The organism is Labrenzia sp. THAF187b, from assembly GCF_009363375.1.
GTDB lineage: Bacteria > Pseudomonadota > Alphaproteobacteria > Rhizobiales > Stappiaceae > Roseibium > Roseibium algicola.
This window is the reverse complement of the sequence record NZ_CP045347.1, coordinates 55480-70016: the sequence shown is the minus strand read 5'-3', so window position 1 is coordinate 70016 and position 14537 is coordinate 55480. Positions and strand designations below refer to the sequence as shown.

15 protein-coding genes, 1 pseudogene and 1 riboswitch are annotated in these 14537 nt (G+C 55.0%); of the genes and pseudogenes, 7 read left to right on the top strand and 9 right to left on the bottom strand.

The features are described 5' to 3' along the window. The first annotated feature begins 221 nt into the window (after positions 1 to 221). Positions 222 to 1076 carry a phosphatase PAP2 family protein gene (locus FIV03_RS31215; protein ID WP_286202353.1) on the top strand — a complete coding sequence of 285 codons (855 nt, stop codon included), beginning with the start codon at positions 222 to 224 and terminating at the stop codon, positions 1074 to 1076. Between the two features lie 286 nt (positions 1077 to 1362). Here FIV03_RS31215 and FIV03_RS31210 read toward each other — a convergent pair whose 3' ends face one another. After that, entirely contained in the window at positions 1363 to 3366 is a 2004-nt protein-coding gene (locus FIV03_RS31210; RefSeq protein ID WP_008188367.1) for a M23 family metallopeptidase, read from the bottom strand. 565 nt (positions 3367 to 3931) lie between these two features. Here FIV03_RS31210 and FIV03_RS32090 point away from each other — a divergent pair. Further along, positions 3932 to 4327 carry a DUF1636 family protein gene (locus tag FIV03_RS32090; protein ID WP_322962303.1) on the top strand — a complete coding sequence of 132 codons (396 nt, stop codon included), beginning with the start codon at positions 3932 to 3934 and terminating at the stop codon, positions 4325 to 4327. 2 nt (positions 4328 to 4329) lie between these two features. Here FIV03_RS32090 and FIV03_RS31200 read toward each other — a convergent pair whose 3' ends face one another. From FIV03_RS31200 to FIV03_RS31190, 3 genes are all read right to left on the bottom strand, one after another. Beyond that, entirely contained in the window at positions 4330 to 4854 is a 525-nt protein-coding gene (locus FIV03_RS31200; RefSeq protein ID WP_008188223.1) for a hypothetical protein, read from the bottom strand. 77 nt (positions 4855 to 4931) lie between these two features. Next, positions 4932 to 5630 carry a CbtA family protein gene (locus FIV03_RS31195; protein ID WP_008188305.1) on the bottom strand — a complete coding sequence of 233 codons (699 nt, stop codon included), beginning with the start codon at positions 5628 to 5630 and terminating at the stop codon, positions 4932 to 4934. Between the two features lies 1 nt (position 5631). Then, positions 5632 to 5802 (bottom strand): CbtB domain-containing protein, encoded by a 171-nt coding sequence (locus tag FIV03_RS31190; RefSeq protein WP_008188341.1) that lies wholly within the window; start codon positions 5800 to 5802, stop codon positions 5632 to 5634. A gap of 32 nt (positions 5803 to 5834) precedes the next feature. Beyond that, positions 5835 to 6062, bottom strand: a riboswitch (cobalamin riboswitch). 371 nt (positions 6063 to 6433) lie between these two features. On the opposite strand from FIV03_RS31190, the gene FIV03_RS31185 reads away from it, so the two are divergent. From FIV03_RS31185 to FIV03_RS31170, 4 genes and pseudogenes are all read left to right on the top strand, one after another. Beyond that, positions 6434 to 7012: a recombinase family protein gene (locus FIV03_RS31185; protein ID WP_008188365.1), complete on the top strand. Its 579-nt coding sequence runs from the start codon at positions 6434 to 6436 to the stop codon at positions 7010 to 7012. Positions 7013 to 7061: 49 nt separating this feature from the next. Beyond that, positions 7062 to 7392: pseudogene (locus tag FIV03_RS31180) on the top strand (YnfA family protein). 314 nt (positions 7393 to 7706) lie between these two features. Further along, positions 7707 to 7967 carry a helix-turn-helix domain-containing protein gene (locus tag FIV03_RS31175; RefSeq protein WP_008188226.1) on the top strand — a complete coding sequence of 87 codons (261 nt, stop codon included), beginning with the start codon at positions 7707 to 7709 and terminating at the stop codon, positions 7965 to 7967. A 76-nt stretch (positions 7968 to 8043) separates the two neighbouring features. Then, on the top strand, positions 8044 to 9765 hold the full coding sequence (locus tag FIV03_RS31170) for a SulP family inorganic anion transporter (protein WP_008188224.1): 1722 nt from the start codon (positions 8044 to 8046) through the stop codon (positions 9763 to 9765). A 64-nt stretch (positions 9766 to 9829) separates the two neighbouring features. On the opposite strand, the gene merA is transcribed toward FIV03_RS31170, so the two are convergent. From merA to FIV03_RS31150, 4 genes are all read right to left on the bottom strand, one after another. Next, positions 9830 to 11254 (bottom strand): mercury(II) reductase, encoded by a 1425-nt coding sequence (gene merA / locus FIV03_RS31165; RefSeq protein ID WP_040450293.1) that lies wholly within the window; start codon positions 11252 to 11254, stop codon positions 9830 to 9832. Beyond that, positions 11247 to 11474: a mercury resistance system transport protein MerF gene (gene merF / locus FIV03_RS31160; protein ID WP_077294696.1), complete on the bottom strand. Its 228-nt coding sequence runs from the start codon at positions 11472 to 11474 to the stop codon at positions 11247 to 11249. The genes merA and merF overlap by 8 nt, the downstream gene beginning before the upstream one ends. A 254-nt stretch (positions 11475 to 11728) precedes the next feature. Further along, the gene (locus FIV03_RS31155; protein ID WP_040450241.1) at positions 11729 to 12040 is read right to left on the bottom strand and encodes a hypothetical protein; all 312 of its coding nucleotides are present in this window, start codon (positions 12038 to 12040) and stop codon (positions 11729 to 11731) included. 13 nt (positions 12041 to 12053) lie between these two features. Beyond that, positions 12054 to 12419, bottom strand: coding sequence for a mercuric transporter MerT family protein (locus FIV03_RS31150; protein ID WP_040450291.1), 366 nt, complete (start codon positions 12417 to 12419; stop codon positions 12054 to 12056). A gap of 96 nt (positions 12420 to 12515) precedes the next feature. Between FIV03_RS31150 and FIV03_RS31145 the strand changes: the two genes are divergently transcribed. Continuing rightward, positions 12516 to 12932: a helix-turn-helix domain-containing protein gene (locus tag FIV03_RS31145; protein ID WP_040450239.1), complete on the top strand. Its 417-nt coding sequence runs from the start codon at positions 12516 to 12518 to the stop codon at positions 12930 to 12932. 252 nt (positions 12933 to 13184) lie between these two features. On the opposite strand, the gene trbI is transcribed toward FIV03_RS31145, so the two are convergent. Next, complete coding sequence (gene trbI, locus FIV03_RS31140; RefSeq protein ID WP_008188296.1) at positions 13185 to 14528, bottom strand: IncP-type conjugal transfer protein TrbI; 1344 nt, start codon at positions 14526 to 14528, stop codon at positions 13185 to 13187. Positions 14529 to 14537: the final 9 nt, after the last annotated feature.

Below are 14537 nucleotides of genomic sequence, written 5' to 3'. Positions count from 1 at the left end.
CCTTGATCGGCCAGAAACTCTAATCGCAAGTTGTACAGCTGACGACGCAAGATCAGCTCCAACGCAGAAGGCCAGCGCGAGCAATCGACGTTCGAATGAACCGGATTGAGACATCCAACAACAGGTTGACGGTTAACCCAGAAAGTCCGCTTGAACACATCTCCGGTTTGTTGGAGCGGGCGGCATTTTGACACCTGTGAAACACCTCGGACACCTTCTAGATGCATAGGATCAATCCTCGAAGTTCGATCAAAATACCGGCGATGAAGAACAAAGTACCTATTGAAAACAGCCCAAAGCCGATTCTAAAGAAGCTGACCGACTCCTGTGTTTCACATCCGATGATTTCGATCGGGTTGTATGTCTGTGCCGTGTCGCTGTTTTTCTTTATCTTTCCCGGTGCCGATATTTGGTCGAGCGGATTGTTTTATTCAGAAGTTTTCGGTTTCTGGGCGAAGAACATGGCGTTTCTCAGAGACGTAAGGTATCTCGGCATATTTCTAGTTCAGGTGGTTGCGACTACTTGTGTTGCTGTGTTCGTTCTGAAGTTGCTTATCCCCGATCGTCCACCGCTCATGCCACTCCGCCAACCCTTGTTTCTGCTGTCGACTCTGGTTCTTGGCCCCGGCGTGCTCGTAAATTTGATCTTGAAGGACAATTGGGGTCGCCCGAGACCGCAACATGTGGCTGAGTTCGGCGGAGACCTACCCTATCAAACTGTCTGGAAAGTCACTGACTATTGTGACCGAAACTGTTCTTTCGTCTCTGGAGAAGCGTCTTCCGCCATTTGGTTGACTTCAGTCGCCTTTCTAGTTCCCGCTACGTGGCGCAAAGCGACGCTGCTATTCGTGTTGCCGCTTTGCTTCATCCTGTCATTAAACCGAATCGCATTCGGCGGTCACTTCCTTTCTGACACATTAATTTCCTGGGGCGTAACGCTGCTGCTCAGTTTCGCAGTCTTTCATCTGCTCTTTCAAAGAACGCGGCCAATTGTGAGTGATCGTTCGTTGGACGAATGGATGACCGCTCTTGGAAGATTTATGCAACTGAGTTTTCAAAGACTAAGGCGACGGTAAGCAAAATTTTATTGAATTACCTTTCGTTTCCCAGAGTTTGATCTTATGGGCGCTGATTTCGTGCCGGAGGAGATTTGCAGCCAAAGACTTCCGATATCATGCACTGCGGCACACGACGCGTCAGAAATGTATTTTGAGTCTAGCTAACAAGCACTCAGTAAACGTGTTGCAGTACTGTTGGCGTTACCGGCGGCACGGATCCTAATGGTAACGCACACTTGCGGTGGCCTTAGTGCAATTAAAAGGATCGAAAAACCTCTAAGATAGACCTCTTTGTAGTTCAACATCAGATTGCTTGATTGAACGCTTCCTCATTGTAGTCATGTTGCAAAATTCGAGGCCTACGGGCGTCACGTAATAAGTTGTCGATTGCACTGCGTTCGGACTCAAATCTTTCGCGCATTTCTCTATCGAGCACGCGTCCTTCTGGAAGTCTGGCTCGCATTGGATCCAAAGGTTGGCCATTAGCTAGCATCTCGAAGTGAAGGTGAGGTCCTGTTGAAAGTCCAGTCGAGCCAACATAACCTATGATTTGTCCCTGTTTGACGCGAACACCTTCCTTTATGCCTTTGGCAAATCCGGTCTGATGATTGTAGGTGGTCGTGTACCCATTGGTGTGTCGAAGTTCAGTTCGCTTCCCATAGCCGGAACTCCAACCTGCCTTTATCACGGTACCATCTCCAGCAGCCATGATCGGTGTCCCGCGCGGAGCAGACCAGTCCACTCCCTTATGCATTCTTGAATATTTGTAGACGGGATGCCGACGCATGCCGAAGCCGGATCGGAACTTGCCACCATCAATCGGTTTCCTGAGCAGGAACTTTTTTGCGCTTTGGCCGAACGCATCATAAAAGTCAGTAGCTCCATCGTCAGGCGTCCGGAAACGGTAAAATTCCAGCGTTGTCTTGCCATTGCTCAGCGCAGCAAAGTGGATCTTAGATCCGAAGTTACGGTCATCTCTGGAGTATAGCAGCTCTATGGTAGCACCAGGCCTAATGGAGGCCTTGAAATCGATGCTAAAGGACAACATGCGAACAAGTTCATTTACAACGTTTTTTGGTATGTCTTGCTCAAGTGCAGTTTGATAAAGACTATCGTATAGCGCTGGCGTTGGCCCGCTGTGGGAGACACGATCCGCGTCAGCAAAGGCTGCTGCTGGAAAGGTGCTAGGCGGCCGGGCTTTGATGTAATCGCCGCCGTCTGATTGGGCAACGGTCGCTTCGTGTTTCGTATCGCTATACAGACTGATACGCACGGGCAGCTTTCGCTCCGGATCGTCCTGTGAGGGCGCGTACGCTATTCGGAGTCGTTGTCCGTCTTCAAGTTTGGAGATTCCATACAATCGCTGAAACGCAAGTGTGATCGATGCAGCTTCTACTTCTGGAACCTGCTGATTTAGGAGGGTCCCCGTAAGGTTTTGCCCCTGAGCCACTGGCACAATGCTTTCATCCATTCCGGCTAACCGAATATCGTCATCGCGTTTTGACACGAAAGAAACGTTTTCCGGCGTTATCCGAACCGCATAGCGCTCCAAATCTGGCTGAAGCGCCAAATTGAAGTCGAAACGCCCAGGATCAATCACTGCTTCATAATCCATGTTAGTTGCATCCACCGAACGGGTCCGGATAAATTTGCGAACTTTCAATTCAATTTCCGATTCTGACAACGTCTTGTCCAAATCGAAATCCGTGTTCGATGATGGAAATGGTGTAAGGCTTATACTGACATCATTGGCCAATTTCACACCGTACAGCGAGTCGGCAAGAAGAGAAGTTGCAACTCCCTCGGTTGCCCCTGTCGCTTCTTTCTCCGCACTCCTAGAAAATATGTTCAGCGTACTGAAGGCCGGAATTTGAGATGCAAGCGACGGGTCTTTCTTGGTAGCAAGCGTAGCGCTGATGAAAATATGTGGTTGAGCGCGAATGTTGTCTCTGTCGCCCTCACGGGAGACAATATTCACATCTATTAATTGCTTGCTGGAATATTCAGTCGCCGATCGCAGAAACCTGTCTTCTTTGCTGTAACCGTTGTTCGAGATCGACAACTCATTCAATAAAGCACTCGAGGATTTCGCCCTTTCAACTTCGTATTGGCCATCAAAGGCAGCGAATAGCGCGCCGCCCATCAAGAACAGGGATGTGACGCCAGTGAGTGCTGAACCAGCGAACCAGCGCAGTGAAACCCCTCGTCGGTCCGACATGCCATACACCCCTTCGTAACCAAGCAGCGGCGGTTCTTGACCGAGCTCGATTTTTGAGGACTGGGGGTTTTGGGTAGCGTCAAAGTGCATTGCTATCTTTCGGAAGTTAAGCAACCAATTTGTGGATCGAATTCGTTCGTGCAGCGCGGTGTCATTTGATTGCCATCACCATTCGAACATATCCCGTTTGTTGTTGGTTACATCCGCGAAGAGGCTACCTCTTCGTTCACCAAAGCTCGCAGTTCTGCCTCGCCAAACGAACTAAGGTGACGGCCGTTAACGAAAAACGTGGGTGTCTGGGTTACGTCTAAAACTTCGGCATCGGCGCGGTCCTGATTAATACTCGCTGCTATAATGCATTCTGGGATCTGAGTTCGCGTAGCTTTTGGGTCGTTGCCGGCCTCTTTAGCTACATTGGTCGGGGCACAGAACACTAGCCAGTAAGCGCGCGCAGGCCCGTCGCGGTCCAGCAGAATGGGCAAACCTATAGCCGTTACCTGTTGCCAGGAATTCACGAGATTGCGATTGGGCCATAAGAAGTTCCTGAGTCGGGTTTCCAAACTGGTGAGTTGTTTACACCCTCTAGCCACTTTAGGTTCAAGCGATTTCGCAATTGTCGGAATGAAATTGTTAAACACAGTACGATCTAACTCGCATGACGAATAATGTATTGCTTTGTACGTTTTCGCTATGCTGTGCCACCGCTCCTGTCAAAGGTGACCGAATGAACCGTATTATCGTTTGCAGTACATGCAAATGCGACCCTTCGCCAGATCTTGATGCATTGCGTCGATCGTTGAACGAATCAGGAATGGCGATTGAGGTTACACAGATTGAATGCATGGGGGCCTGTGAACAACCGATTGCGGTGGCGTTTCAGGGGGTTGGTAGAGCGGCATACCTTTTTTCAGGCCTCATCTTTCCAGACGACATTGCTGACATCATCTCGACGGCCCGAAATTTTCTGGCAACGGACAAAGGCTGGATCGAAGACGCCCGACCATGTGGACGTCTCCGTTTCTGCCTCAGAGCGCGCATTCCGGCGCTATAAGCCTATTCCACGTTCACAGTCACCGTAGCCTTAAGCGGTTCCGTCTCGACAGCGAGCATGCGGTGATCGTTGGAATTGAGCGTAACCTCAACCGTCGCATCACCTTTTGGAAGAGTCGGCAGGTGGAGCCATGCACTGTAGTGCCGCGCGACCTTCACGCCATTTACATATACGTGGGCATGGCCCTCGCCCAACACATGATCCGAGCCTGCCCGCTCCGGAGCAAAGCTGAAATTTTCCGTCATGATATGAAGATTGTAGCCGCTAACCGGATCCTTCGAGACACTGATTTTCAAGGACGGTGCATCGGGACCGCCAGGTACAGAGGTAGTCCTGTTGTGGTTGTGGCCAGCGGTTTGGCCGGAATGATTAGTTTTGAGCTCCACTGATGCGGTCTGCATCTGGTGATCGCTGGCTGATGAGTGGTCATGACCGTCAAGAGCGACACCATTGCTTGCGGCAACAACAAAGCCGATGCCTCCGCCAAAGACCAGCCCGATGGCGAAGAGTGCGAGAGAGCGTTCCATGGGGTTTCAGGTTTCCTTAAAAAGAAACCGGGCAAAACGAGATGTTTCGCCCGGTCGGTTATGATTTAGATTCCGGATCAGGCCGCCTGCGTTGCGCCGACCCTCGCCCCCTCGCGCTGCCAGAAAAAACCTGCAAAACAACCAAGCAGAAGCCAGGCTGCCATTCCGACGCCAAAGGCACGGCTGGCAAACATTGCCCCGATCTCGGTCGGAACTGGGCCGGTGAAGGTGTCCGGCTCTGGCGCGCCGATCACGTGTGGTGCCAGCAGCAGCATTGCTGCTGCGCCCCAAGCCATCCAATTGCGGCCGAATGCGATCAGCCACAATCCGGCGCCTGCGGTAAGGACGGTCGCCCACCACCAGATCTGCCGGGCAAAAACATCCGCCGCCGCGACGCCGGGCACTTCGGGAGCTAGGCTGAATCCGGGCGCGAAGTGGAACGCGACGAACCCTGCAACACCCCAAAGCAGGCCGTTGCGACCCGTTATAACCGCACCGCGCATTTCGGCAATTGCCATGCCGGCGAGCAGAATGAAGGCATAACCGGTATAGGTGAGCATCGTGAAGATGACGCTCAGGCCATCGCGCAAAGGATCGATCCCGCCCAGCTCTTGTTGAGCGCTGACTGCCTCGGTTCCGAAATGGACCAATTCCCCCGATTCATAAAGCTCCGCATGGAGAAGGACTGGCTGAACAAAAATAAGCTGTAGCAGGGCCGCGATAAGCCCCGCCGCAGCACCAGCGAACAAGCCGCTGACCAAGAGGCGAGTCAGCATTTTAGTGACACGGGAATCCGGTCGCGTGGCGCACATCGTGTGCTGCGTCGTGCAAAGCGCTCGCCTGCACGTGACCCGTGATCGAAATAATCGCGACACCCAGTACCGCAGCAAAAGCAAGCGATACGATTTTCGTCGCGGAAACGGTGGTTTTTGCAGATTGTGTCGTCATTTTATCCTCTTTGCTGTCACACCCGACAGAAGGGTTTTCAGTGAATGTCTGGCAGGTCTCCTGGCTCGCGGGTCGTGGCGCTTTGCCGGGCCTTCCCCACAACATTCGTTGCAAGTGGCATGTCCGGTCAGCACTCTCCGCATACAGTCGCGGGGGCGGCTTCGGCTCCTGACGCCCTGCATGGGTCCGCCATATCCGAATTCCCTGTTCGTTTCCCAGCACTTTGTGCCGAATGGAAAACCAAACAGGTTTTATTATGGCGCATTTTTTTTGATCGCGAAAGCACAAATCCGACACGTAATTGATGCGTTCGCGATGACATTCAATGCCTGGGAACTTGCACACTGTCGGTGCCGAAGCTCGATTTCAAGCCGGTCGACAGGCGACGGGGAATAATGATGGATCAGACTGTTTTCTCTGTCGGGATATCGAAAAATTCCTGCCGTCCCTGGTCCTTGAAAAGCAACCGCCGGGCCATCTTTCACTCCATACTATGACTGCCGATGACCCATGTCTGTGTCCGAAAACGTCCGATTGCGTACAGGGGCAAAACACCCTGTCCACAAATTACCTTGACATCATTCTGGACAGCTAACTAATTTGAACAGCCTTTTCGGACAGGAATGACGCTATGTCACGCACCTTTGCCTATACCCGCGTGTCAACGACCGGACAGACGACGCAAAACCAGTTAGAAGAAATCCGGGCGGCGGGGTTCCAGGTCGACGACCGCCGGATTGTGACCGAGACTATTTCCGGCAGTGTGCCGATAACGCAGCGTCCGGAATTCGCTCGGCTGGTGGACCGTTTAGAGCCGGGCGACATTCTCATCGTGACGAAACTCGATCGCCTCGGCCGGGATGCGATAGACGTCAGTTCAACAGTAAAGGCATTGGCCGACGAAGGAGTACGGGTATACTGTCTTGCACTTGGCGGTGTCGACCTGGCGAGTTCCGCCGGCACGATGTCCATGAACGTGCTCAATGCCGTTGCCCAGTTCGAGCGGGATTTGCTCATCGAGCGAACGCAGTCAGGCCTAAGACGTGCCAAGTCCGAAGGGAAAGTTCTGGGTCGGCGGCCAAGCCTGACAGACAGCCAAAAGCAAGAGGTGCGGGTTGCGCTGAGTTCCGGCAAAAGCATTTCCGCCATAGCCCGTGCATTTGGTACCAGCCGTCAAACAATCATGCGGGTGCGTGACGAATTCCGTTGAGCAAGAAGCAGGATCGGATTTCCATTCTTCGAAACGAGGGCTATCAAGAATGCAAACTTTTGCGGCATATGTCGGCGCAGCCGTTTTTTGAAATAGCAGGATGTTTTGCATTTTGGGCTTGGCTGCGGCTCGACAAATCAATCTGGTGGATCGTTCCGGGTCTCGCCGTGCTGAGTCTATTTGCATATTTGCTCGCTTTGGTAGATAGCGCGGCCGCAGGTCGTGCATATGCGGCCTATGGGGGTATCTACATTGCGAGTTCTCTCATATGGCTCTGGCTGGTCGAGGGCGTCCACCCCGACCGCTGGGACCTCTTAGGGGCAACTATCTGTCTCGTCGGGGCTGCGATCATAGTTGCCGCGCCTCATTCTCGGGCCTAATCTTGTCGCTCTATTGGGATTGCCCCGCGGTTTCAATCCATAAAACAGCGCCGCCTGTAACAATGCCGATGCTGGTTTTGTTATGCGTACACCAAAAAGCATCTCCTGTGCTGACGGAGATGATGGACGACGTGTGCGTGAGACTGGCGGCGACGTCGAACATAGCCGCGTAGGACACAGGCACTTGGAGCGGGGCGGATGAGCTGATCAGCAATCCAAGGCGTCCAAAAGCTTGGTATAGAGTCTGAATTTTGATGCTTGAAATATCAATAATGATGCTTTAGATCGTTTATGTCATATTCGAGACTTACCCCATGATCACTAGCCAGCAAATGCGTGCAGCGCGCGCGCTTCTCGGCATCGACCAGAAAACCCTGGCCGAACTTGCCGATCTTTCTGTTCCGACGATCCAACGTATGGAGGCTAGCGCCGGCAATGTGCGCGGTGTGGTCGACAGCTTGACAAAGGTCATCGAGGCGCTGGAACTCGCCGGTGTCGAACTGATCGGCGAAGGCGCTCCAAGCACGGCAGGCGGGCGCGGTGTTCGCTTGAAATCTCCACTCCCGAAACCCTAACCCCCAGAACTCGCGACGGCGACCGCCGACGACATGCCGACGATCCCGCCGCAACCCATCCAAGGTGCGGCTCCAAATGAAAGAACAGACCAGACCGACCGGCGATACGCCAAGTTTTGCCGAACTCTACACACCAAAACTCGTGACTGTGCTGCGCGAGGGTTACGCGCTGCCACAATTGCGCTCTGACGCCATCGCCGGGTTGACTGTTGCCATCGTGGCTCTGCCACTTTCCATGGCCATCGCCATAGCCTCTGGCGCGACCCCGGCGCAAGGGCTCTACACCGCCATTGTCGGCGGCTTCCTCGTCTCTCTCCTTGGTGGATCACGGTTCCAGATCGGCGGGCCCGCAGGCGCATTTATCGTCCTTGTCGCGGCCACTGTTTCGCAGCACGGGATGGACGGACTGATCCTAGCGACTTTCCTTTCGGGCCTGATGCTGACCGCAGCAGGCTTTCTGCGTCTCGGCACATTCATCAAGTTCATTCCCTTTCCGGTGACAGTGGGCTTCACCGCCGGAATCGCGATCATCATCTTCGCCAGCCAGATCAAGGAACTCTTCGGCCTGTCGCTTGACCATGAGCCGGGTGAATTACTGGAAAAGCTCGTTGCCCTGTGGGAAGCGCGCGACAGCGTTACACCATCTGCGTTCCTCGTCTCGGCGGCGACAGTCGCGATCATCCTCGGGTTTCGCAGGTGGCGGCCGCATTGGCCGGGCATGCTGATCGCGGTCAGCGTCGCTGCCCTGGCGACGGCACTCCTGGACCTGCCAGTGCAGACCATCGGAACCAAGTTCGGCGGCATCCCCTCAATTCTGCCAGCCCCCAGTCTGCCGGAGTTGTCGATCGACAAGATCATGGCGGTTTTGCCCGCAGCAATCTCATTCACGCTTCTGGGCGCGATCGAGTCGCTCTTGTCCGCGGTCGTCGCCGATGGCATGACCGGGCGGCGGCACCGGTCGAACTGCGAGCTTGTGGCGCAAGGGGCTGCCAATATAGGCTCTTCCCTCTTTGGCGGTTTTTGCGTAACCGGCACCATTGCCCGCACCGCGACCAACGTTCGCTCGGGCGCGCATGGGCCGATTTCGGGCATGCTGCACGCGGTGTTCTTGCTGCTCTTCATGTTGATCGCCGCGCCGCTTGCCGCCTACATTCCTCTCGCAGCCCTTGCGGGCGTACTCGCCGTCGTCGCCTGGAATATGATTGAGAAGCCCGCGATTGCTATCCTTGTTCGATCGGGCTGGGGAGAAGCGACGGTGCTCGCCTCGACCTTCTTCCTGACTATTTTCCGTGACTTGACCGAAGCTATCGTCGTTGGCTTCGCGCTGGGTTCGGTCCTGTTCATTCAGAGGATGAGCAAGACCACTGCTGTCGCCACTCATACGCCCTTCGTGAGCCGCGACGAGGCGGATGACGCCCATCCACGTGGAAACTATGATGAAGAGGTTTTGGCCAATCCGGAGGTCGTGGTCTACCGCATCACAGGCGCGCTTTTCTTCGGCGCAACCGCTTCTATCGGCTCGGTTCTTGATCGTATCCAGGACAGCCACAAGGCACTGATTGTCGACTTCTCGTCGGTACCATTCCTTGATTCAACCGGAGCCAATATGATCGAGGGTCTTGCTCACAAGGCACACAATCGCGGCGTTGCGTTCTGGCTCACAGGCGCGAGCCGCGACATCCTGCGAGTTTTCGTCACCCACGGCCTGAAACGCCCTCTGGTACACTATTCCGCCAGCATCGATGACGCTCTCAAGTCCATCGCGGAACGCCCGGAAGAACGGCGGGGTGTCGCGTAATATCGGTTACGGCATTGGAAGGGGATACAGCTTCTACCTGCTGGAAGCTCAAAACTGCCCCCTATCACCCTGCACAGCAACTGAGAGCCGCAACATCCTTTTCGAAAGTCTGCGCAGCAAGCTTCAACCCTTCAACCGTTGTCAGGTATGGGAAGATCATCGCGCCGAGCTCTTCGTAAGTCATTCCCGCCTTGAGCGCCATCGCCGCGGTCTGGATACTGTCGGCACCTTCCGGAGCAAGTATATGTGCCCCGAGCAACCGCTTGGTGTTTCCGTCCGCGACAAGTTTGATGAGCCCGCGCGTGTCCCGGGCAGCGAGTGCCCGGGGTACGTGTTCGAGCGACAAGACTGAAGTGCGAACAGTGTGGCCGGCAGCCTTCGCGGCGGCCTCGGTGAGGCCGACGCTGGCAACTTGGGGATCGGAGAAGACGATTGCCGGCATGATAGAGTTGTCATAGGCAAGGCTATCGCCGTTCATCGCGTTTTTCGCGGCCAGTTTGGCACCGTAGGCTGCCATATAGACAAACTGATCACGTCCGGTTACATCGCCGGCGGCGTAGATGTTTTTCTGGCTGGTACGCATCCGGTCATCGACAAGGATCGCGCCACGCTGGTCGGTGGCGATTCCGGCCAGGTCCAACGCAAGATTTTGCGTGTTGGGCGTACGACCTGTCGCAAGCAGAAGGTCCTCCGCTTCCAGGATTCCGGTTCCATCTTCGGTTTCGACCCTCAGTGCAATGCGGCCGTCACGCATCAGAACTTCTGTGTAGCTCTTGATGGTTTGGACGACAATGCCTTCGTCTTCAAACGCCCGCGTCAGCGCATCACCGATTTCCGGTTCCGCCTCCGGCAGCAATCCTCGGCGGCTCACAATGGTGACGCGCGTACCCGCACGGGCAAAAACTTGCGCCAATTCGACACCGATGTATCCGCCTCCCATGACAATCAAAGATTCCGGGCGCTTCTGAACATCAAGAATTGATGTGCTGTCGTGAGGGCGTACCTGGGCCATTCCGGGAATGTCAGGCACCTGCGGCCGGGATCCCGTGGCAAGGAGGATCTTCTCAGCTTTGATGACCTCTCCTTCCAAGGTCAGCTGCCCGCCGGCAATGAAACGAGCCTCACCTTCCAGATAGGCGATGTTGTTGTGTTGGGGCAGGACGTCGATATATTTTGCAGCTCGCAGGTCATCGACCAGCGCCTGTTTCTGGCGGATTACGGCGGCCCAATCCGTGATCTGCGCCGTCGCCTCTATCCCGTCAAATCTTCGAGCGGCTTTTGGCGCGTGCATGATCTCCATAGCCCGGATCATCGCCTTCGACGGCACGCAACCGACATTGACGCAAGTTCCTCCTATGACGCCGTGACCGATCAGGGCAACCCGTGCACCTTCCTCGGCCGCCGTGATCGCGGCCGAGAACCCGGCTGAGCCCGCGCCGACCACAGCCAGGTGGTAGGATCCGTTCCTCTTCGAACAACAGTCAGACATTCCGGTTTCCTTCGTTGCGTTGGCGTCGTGCATTGCGAACAAGCGCATAGAGTGTGAGAAGTACAAAGGCGAGGAGAGCGGGCAACAGGACGTAGTCAAGAAGGCCAACGAAGGCTGACAGCCCAACGGCACCGAACAATACGACGAGAACCGGTGTGAAGCAGCAAAGCGCAGCGATCACTGTACCTATTACCCCTGTCGCCAGGAGCTTGTTGTTCATTCCATATTTTTCCTATTGTCTTCTCCGTAGCCTTCCCCGGCCGACAGTCGCGACCTTTGGCGCAGGAAATAATCGAGAAAACCTGCGATTGCGGCAGTCAGCACCGACAACACGACACCGGAACCGGACAAGTGGGCAATCTATCCGGTTGCCGCGGAACCGACGAACGCCAGACCGCCACCGCAGCAGACAATCATGACGGGAGCGGCAACCGCCGTCGCCAGCATCATTCCCAGGAGTTTGTCACTCACAGGTCAGCTTCCGGAGTTCGTTCCATCGTCCAGCAATACCGCCGTGTACCCGTATGCAGCAGGTTGTGCGACGATCTCCCCCAAATCCGTCACAGCATCGTCGAACGTGATTGTGTAGACACCGGACCGGCCATCTTCGTGTTCTTGGAAATTCAATATCGCGACGCTCTCGGATTTCTGCAGCGCCTCGCCGACGATGTAGGAACAAGACGGGCACCAAAGGCCAGTGACCTCGATTCGCGCTTTTCGTTCTTCTGCGTGTGTTGCTCCGGTCGCCAGGAACAAAACGGCAAGTGTCATAAACGTCTTTTTCATGGAGGATCCTTTCTCAGTAGCCGAGCAGCGGCGGAGCGAGGTACGGGAAGGCCAAGGAGAGCGCGACAACGAAAGTTGCGCTCCAAAGTGCTCTTTTCATGAACCGCTTTTGCAGGGGACGTTCGCAACTCCCATCATCGCAGGCCTGCGGCGTCGGCCTGTAAACCTTCAAGAACCCGTAACCGAGTGCGCCTCCGGCAAACGCGAAAAAGATCCATTTGTACTGCGTGAGCGCACCAAGCTGACCGATCCAGGCGCCTGTGGCCCCGAGGCTGAAAAGAACCAGAGGCAGAATACAGCAGGACGTCATTGCAAGTGCGCCAAGTATGCCGCCTGCGGTAGCGGCCTTCGCACCAAGGTCTGTTTCTCTTTTGGTCACTGGATGTATGTCCGTCGTCATTCCGACACCCTCATTGATCTGACTAAGGGGAAGGCTTACTGTCTGTAGTCACTACAGATGCAAGGGGTTTCTCTCATGTCAGGGATCACGAACGCGCGAGGTTATCCGATTGGGGCAATGTCCCGCGAAACCGGCGTCAATATCGAGACGATCCGTTACTATGAACGCATCGAGTTGCTGCCCAAACCTGGCCGGACTGCCGGAGGCAACCGGCAATACACCCACGACCACCTTCAACGTTTGTCGTTTATCAAGCGGAGCCGGGAACTCGGTTTCAGTATCGACGAGATTCGCGAGATGCTGAAAATGGTCGACCAGAAAGGCATCAGTTGCGGTGAGGTGCATGCCATGACAATGGATCACCTGAGTTCTGTGAGGGAAAAGATTCAGCACCTGAAGAAGCTGGAAATGGCTCTTATTAATATGGCGTCTGAGTGCGCGAAGGGAGATGTCCCGAACTGTCCGATTATCCAAACGCTCTTTGAAGCGTAGTAACTGTTGGATGGTTGGCTGTGCCGCTAAGTTGCTCGCCCCGGGGGCTGTGCCGGCTGATTGCACCTGACAAACGCGGTGCTCAAATAAGCCTGTGCGAATTTCTTCTTTAATAAAGACTGTCGCTGTAGCAGGTGGTGAAAATCAGACTGGTCAAATCGATTGCTCGATGTTCGTTCCAACTAAGCGCAGGATTTTTGGCAAATCTTATTCTGGCCCCTAATTCAATTGCCTTCCTGTATTCCAGCATAGTCAGCCATACGATCCCGGAAAGATGATGTCCTGATCGACCAGAATATTGAAATTGTATCCCGGCCGGATCTGCACTGTCGGCTGGACATCGAGGTTCTTGTTGATGCTCCGCTCCACGACCCGGCCGAACACTTCCGCGAAGTTACGGCGGACGGCGTCGGATGCCGTGTCCTGGGTGGCAAGCGTGGAACTTTCCGGAACTGCCATGTCGATCCCTGTTCCGATAATCGCGAGGAGTGCCGCGGAACCAAAAGTCCGAAGGTAATGGTTGTTCACCTTGTCCTTGAAACCGCCATAACCTTCACCATCGACGCCCCCCATGGAGCTGATCTGTAAGGTGGCACCGTTTGGGAAAATAATATCTGTCCAGACGACCAGAACCCGGTTCTGACCGAACGACACATCGGAATCGTACCGACCGAACAGCTTGGTTCCCTGAGGGATCAGAAGCAGATGGCCGGTGGCGCTGTCATAGACGTTCTGCCTGACCTGGCCAGTGATCCGGCCAGGGAGGTCTGAATTGATGCCGGTGATGAGCGTTGCCGGGATCACGGATCCACGCTTCAGTTCATAAGGCGATTGCTGCGGGACAACTCGGTTCGCGAGATATCCAGCTTCGGTAATGTCCTGGTTGAAAAAGGCTTGTTTGCCGTATTGTCCGTTGGGATCGGCATTGGCAGTCCCGCCTTGAGCCGCCTGCAGGGCAGCTGACAGGAGATCTGGTGATGTTGGACCTCGTGTAAAGGTGCCGTTGACCGTTTGATTGCCCTGGGTGGTTTGAGCCCCCTCCCCCTGGCCTTGCAGGTCGCCGAGGTTCACGGTGGTGGGGCTGTCATGGGCGGCATCGATTGATTGAAGCCGCTTCATCCGTTGCCGATGCATCTCCTGCAGTTGTTGTTCCTCAAAACGCTGGTCCAGTTGAGCACGCCAATCCGGTTCGGATTGCTGCGGAGCCGAGACCTCGTCGGGTTTGCCTGGTTCCGGTTGAAACGGGTTCCCGAAAGGTCTCTGCTTTTGAACCTTCTCCGGGACCGCGGCTCTCACCGGCTCTGGTTGGACCGCTGCAATAAGCTGGCTGGGAGGATCAATGACGCCGTTGCTGATGCCGGCTTTGAGCTGATCCGCAAAGCCACTCGCCGGCGCGCCGCCTTCGTCTCCGGCGACACTATCCCCTGAGTTGATGCCACGGTTGGCAAGGCCGATGATGATCACGACGCCGAACACGACGACAAGCCCGACGAACAAGAAAATGGGAAGTTTGTTCAGGCGCCGGATCTTGGGGGCTTCGTCATCGGGCCGGATATCGCCACCCGCCAGATGCACGTTCGATTCCGTATTGCTCATGAGTGCACG

Excerpts from the sequence above, each read along its gene's own strand:
- merF (WP_077294696.1), bottom strand. The coding sequence starts at position 11,474 with ATGAACAACAAGCTCCTGGCGACAGGGGTAATAGGTACAGTGATCGCT.
- merA (WP_040450293.1), bottom strand. The coding sequence starts at position 11,254 with ATGTCTGACTGTTGTTCGAAGAGGAACGGATCCTACCACCTGGCTGTG.
- FIV03_RS31200 (WP_008188223.1), bottom strand. The coding sequence starts at position 4,854 with ATGGAACGCTCTCTCGCACTCTTCGCCATCGGGCTGGTCTTTGGCGGA.
- FIV03_RS31155 (WP_040450241.1), bottom strand. The coding sequence starts at position 12,040 with ATGAAAAAGACGTTTATGACACTTGCCGTTTTGTTCCTGGCGACCGGA.
- FIV03_RS31145 (WP_040450239.1), top strand. The coding sequence starts at position 12,516 with ATGTCAGGGATCACGAACGCGCGAGGTTATCCGATTGGGGCAATGTCC.
- FIV03_RS31190 (WP_008188341.1), bottom strand. The coding sequence starts at position 5,802 with ATGACGACACAATCTGCAAAAACCACCGTTTCCGCGACGAAAATCGTA.
- FIV03_RS31185 (WP_008188365.1), top strand. The coding sequence starts at position 6,434 with ATGTCACGCACCTTTGCCTATACCCGCGTGTCAACGACCGGACAGACG.
- trbI (WP_008188296.1), bottom strand. The coding sequence starts at position 14,528 with ATGAGCAATACGGAATCGAACGTGCATCTGGCGGGTGGCGATATCCGG.
- FIV03_RS31210 (WP_008188367.1), bottom strand. The coding sequence starts at position 3,366 with ATGCACTTTGACGCTACCCAAAACCCCCAGTCCTCAAAAATCGAGCTC.
- FIV03_RS31175 (WP_008188226.1), top strand. The coding sequence starts at position 7,707 with ATGATCACTAGCCAGCAAATGCGTGCAGCGCGCGCGCTTCTCGGCATC.
- FIV03_RS31170 (WP_008188224.1), top strand. The coding sequence starts at position 8,044 with ATGAAAGAACAGACCAGACCGACCGGCGATACGCCAAGTTTTGCCGAA.
- FIV03_RS31195 (WP_008188305.1), bottom strand. The coding sequence starts at position 5,630 with ATGCTGACTCGCCTCTTGGTCAGCGGCTTGTTCGCTGGTGCTGCGGCG.
- FIV03_RS31215 (WP_286202353.1), top strand. The coding sequence starts at position 222 with ATGCATAGGATCAATCCTCGAAGTTCGATCAAAATACCGGCGATGAAG.
- FIV03_RS32090 (WP_322962303.1), top strand. The coding sequence starts at position 3,932 with ATGACGAATAATGTATTGCTTTGTACGTTTTCGCTATGCTGTGCCACC.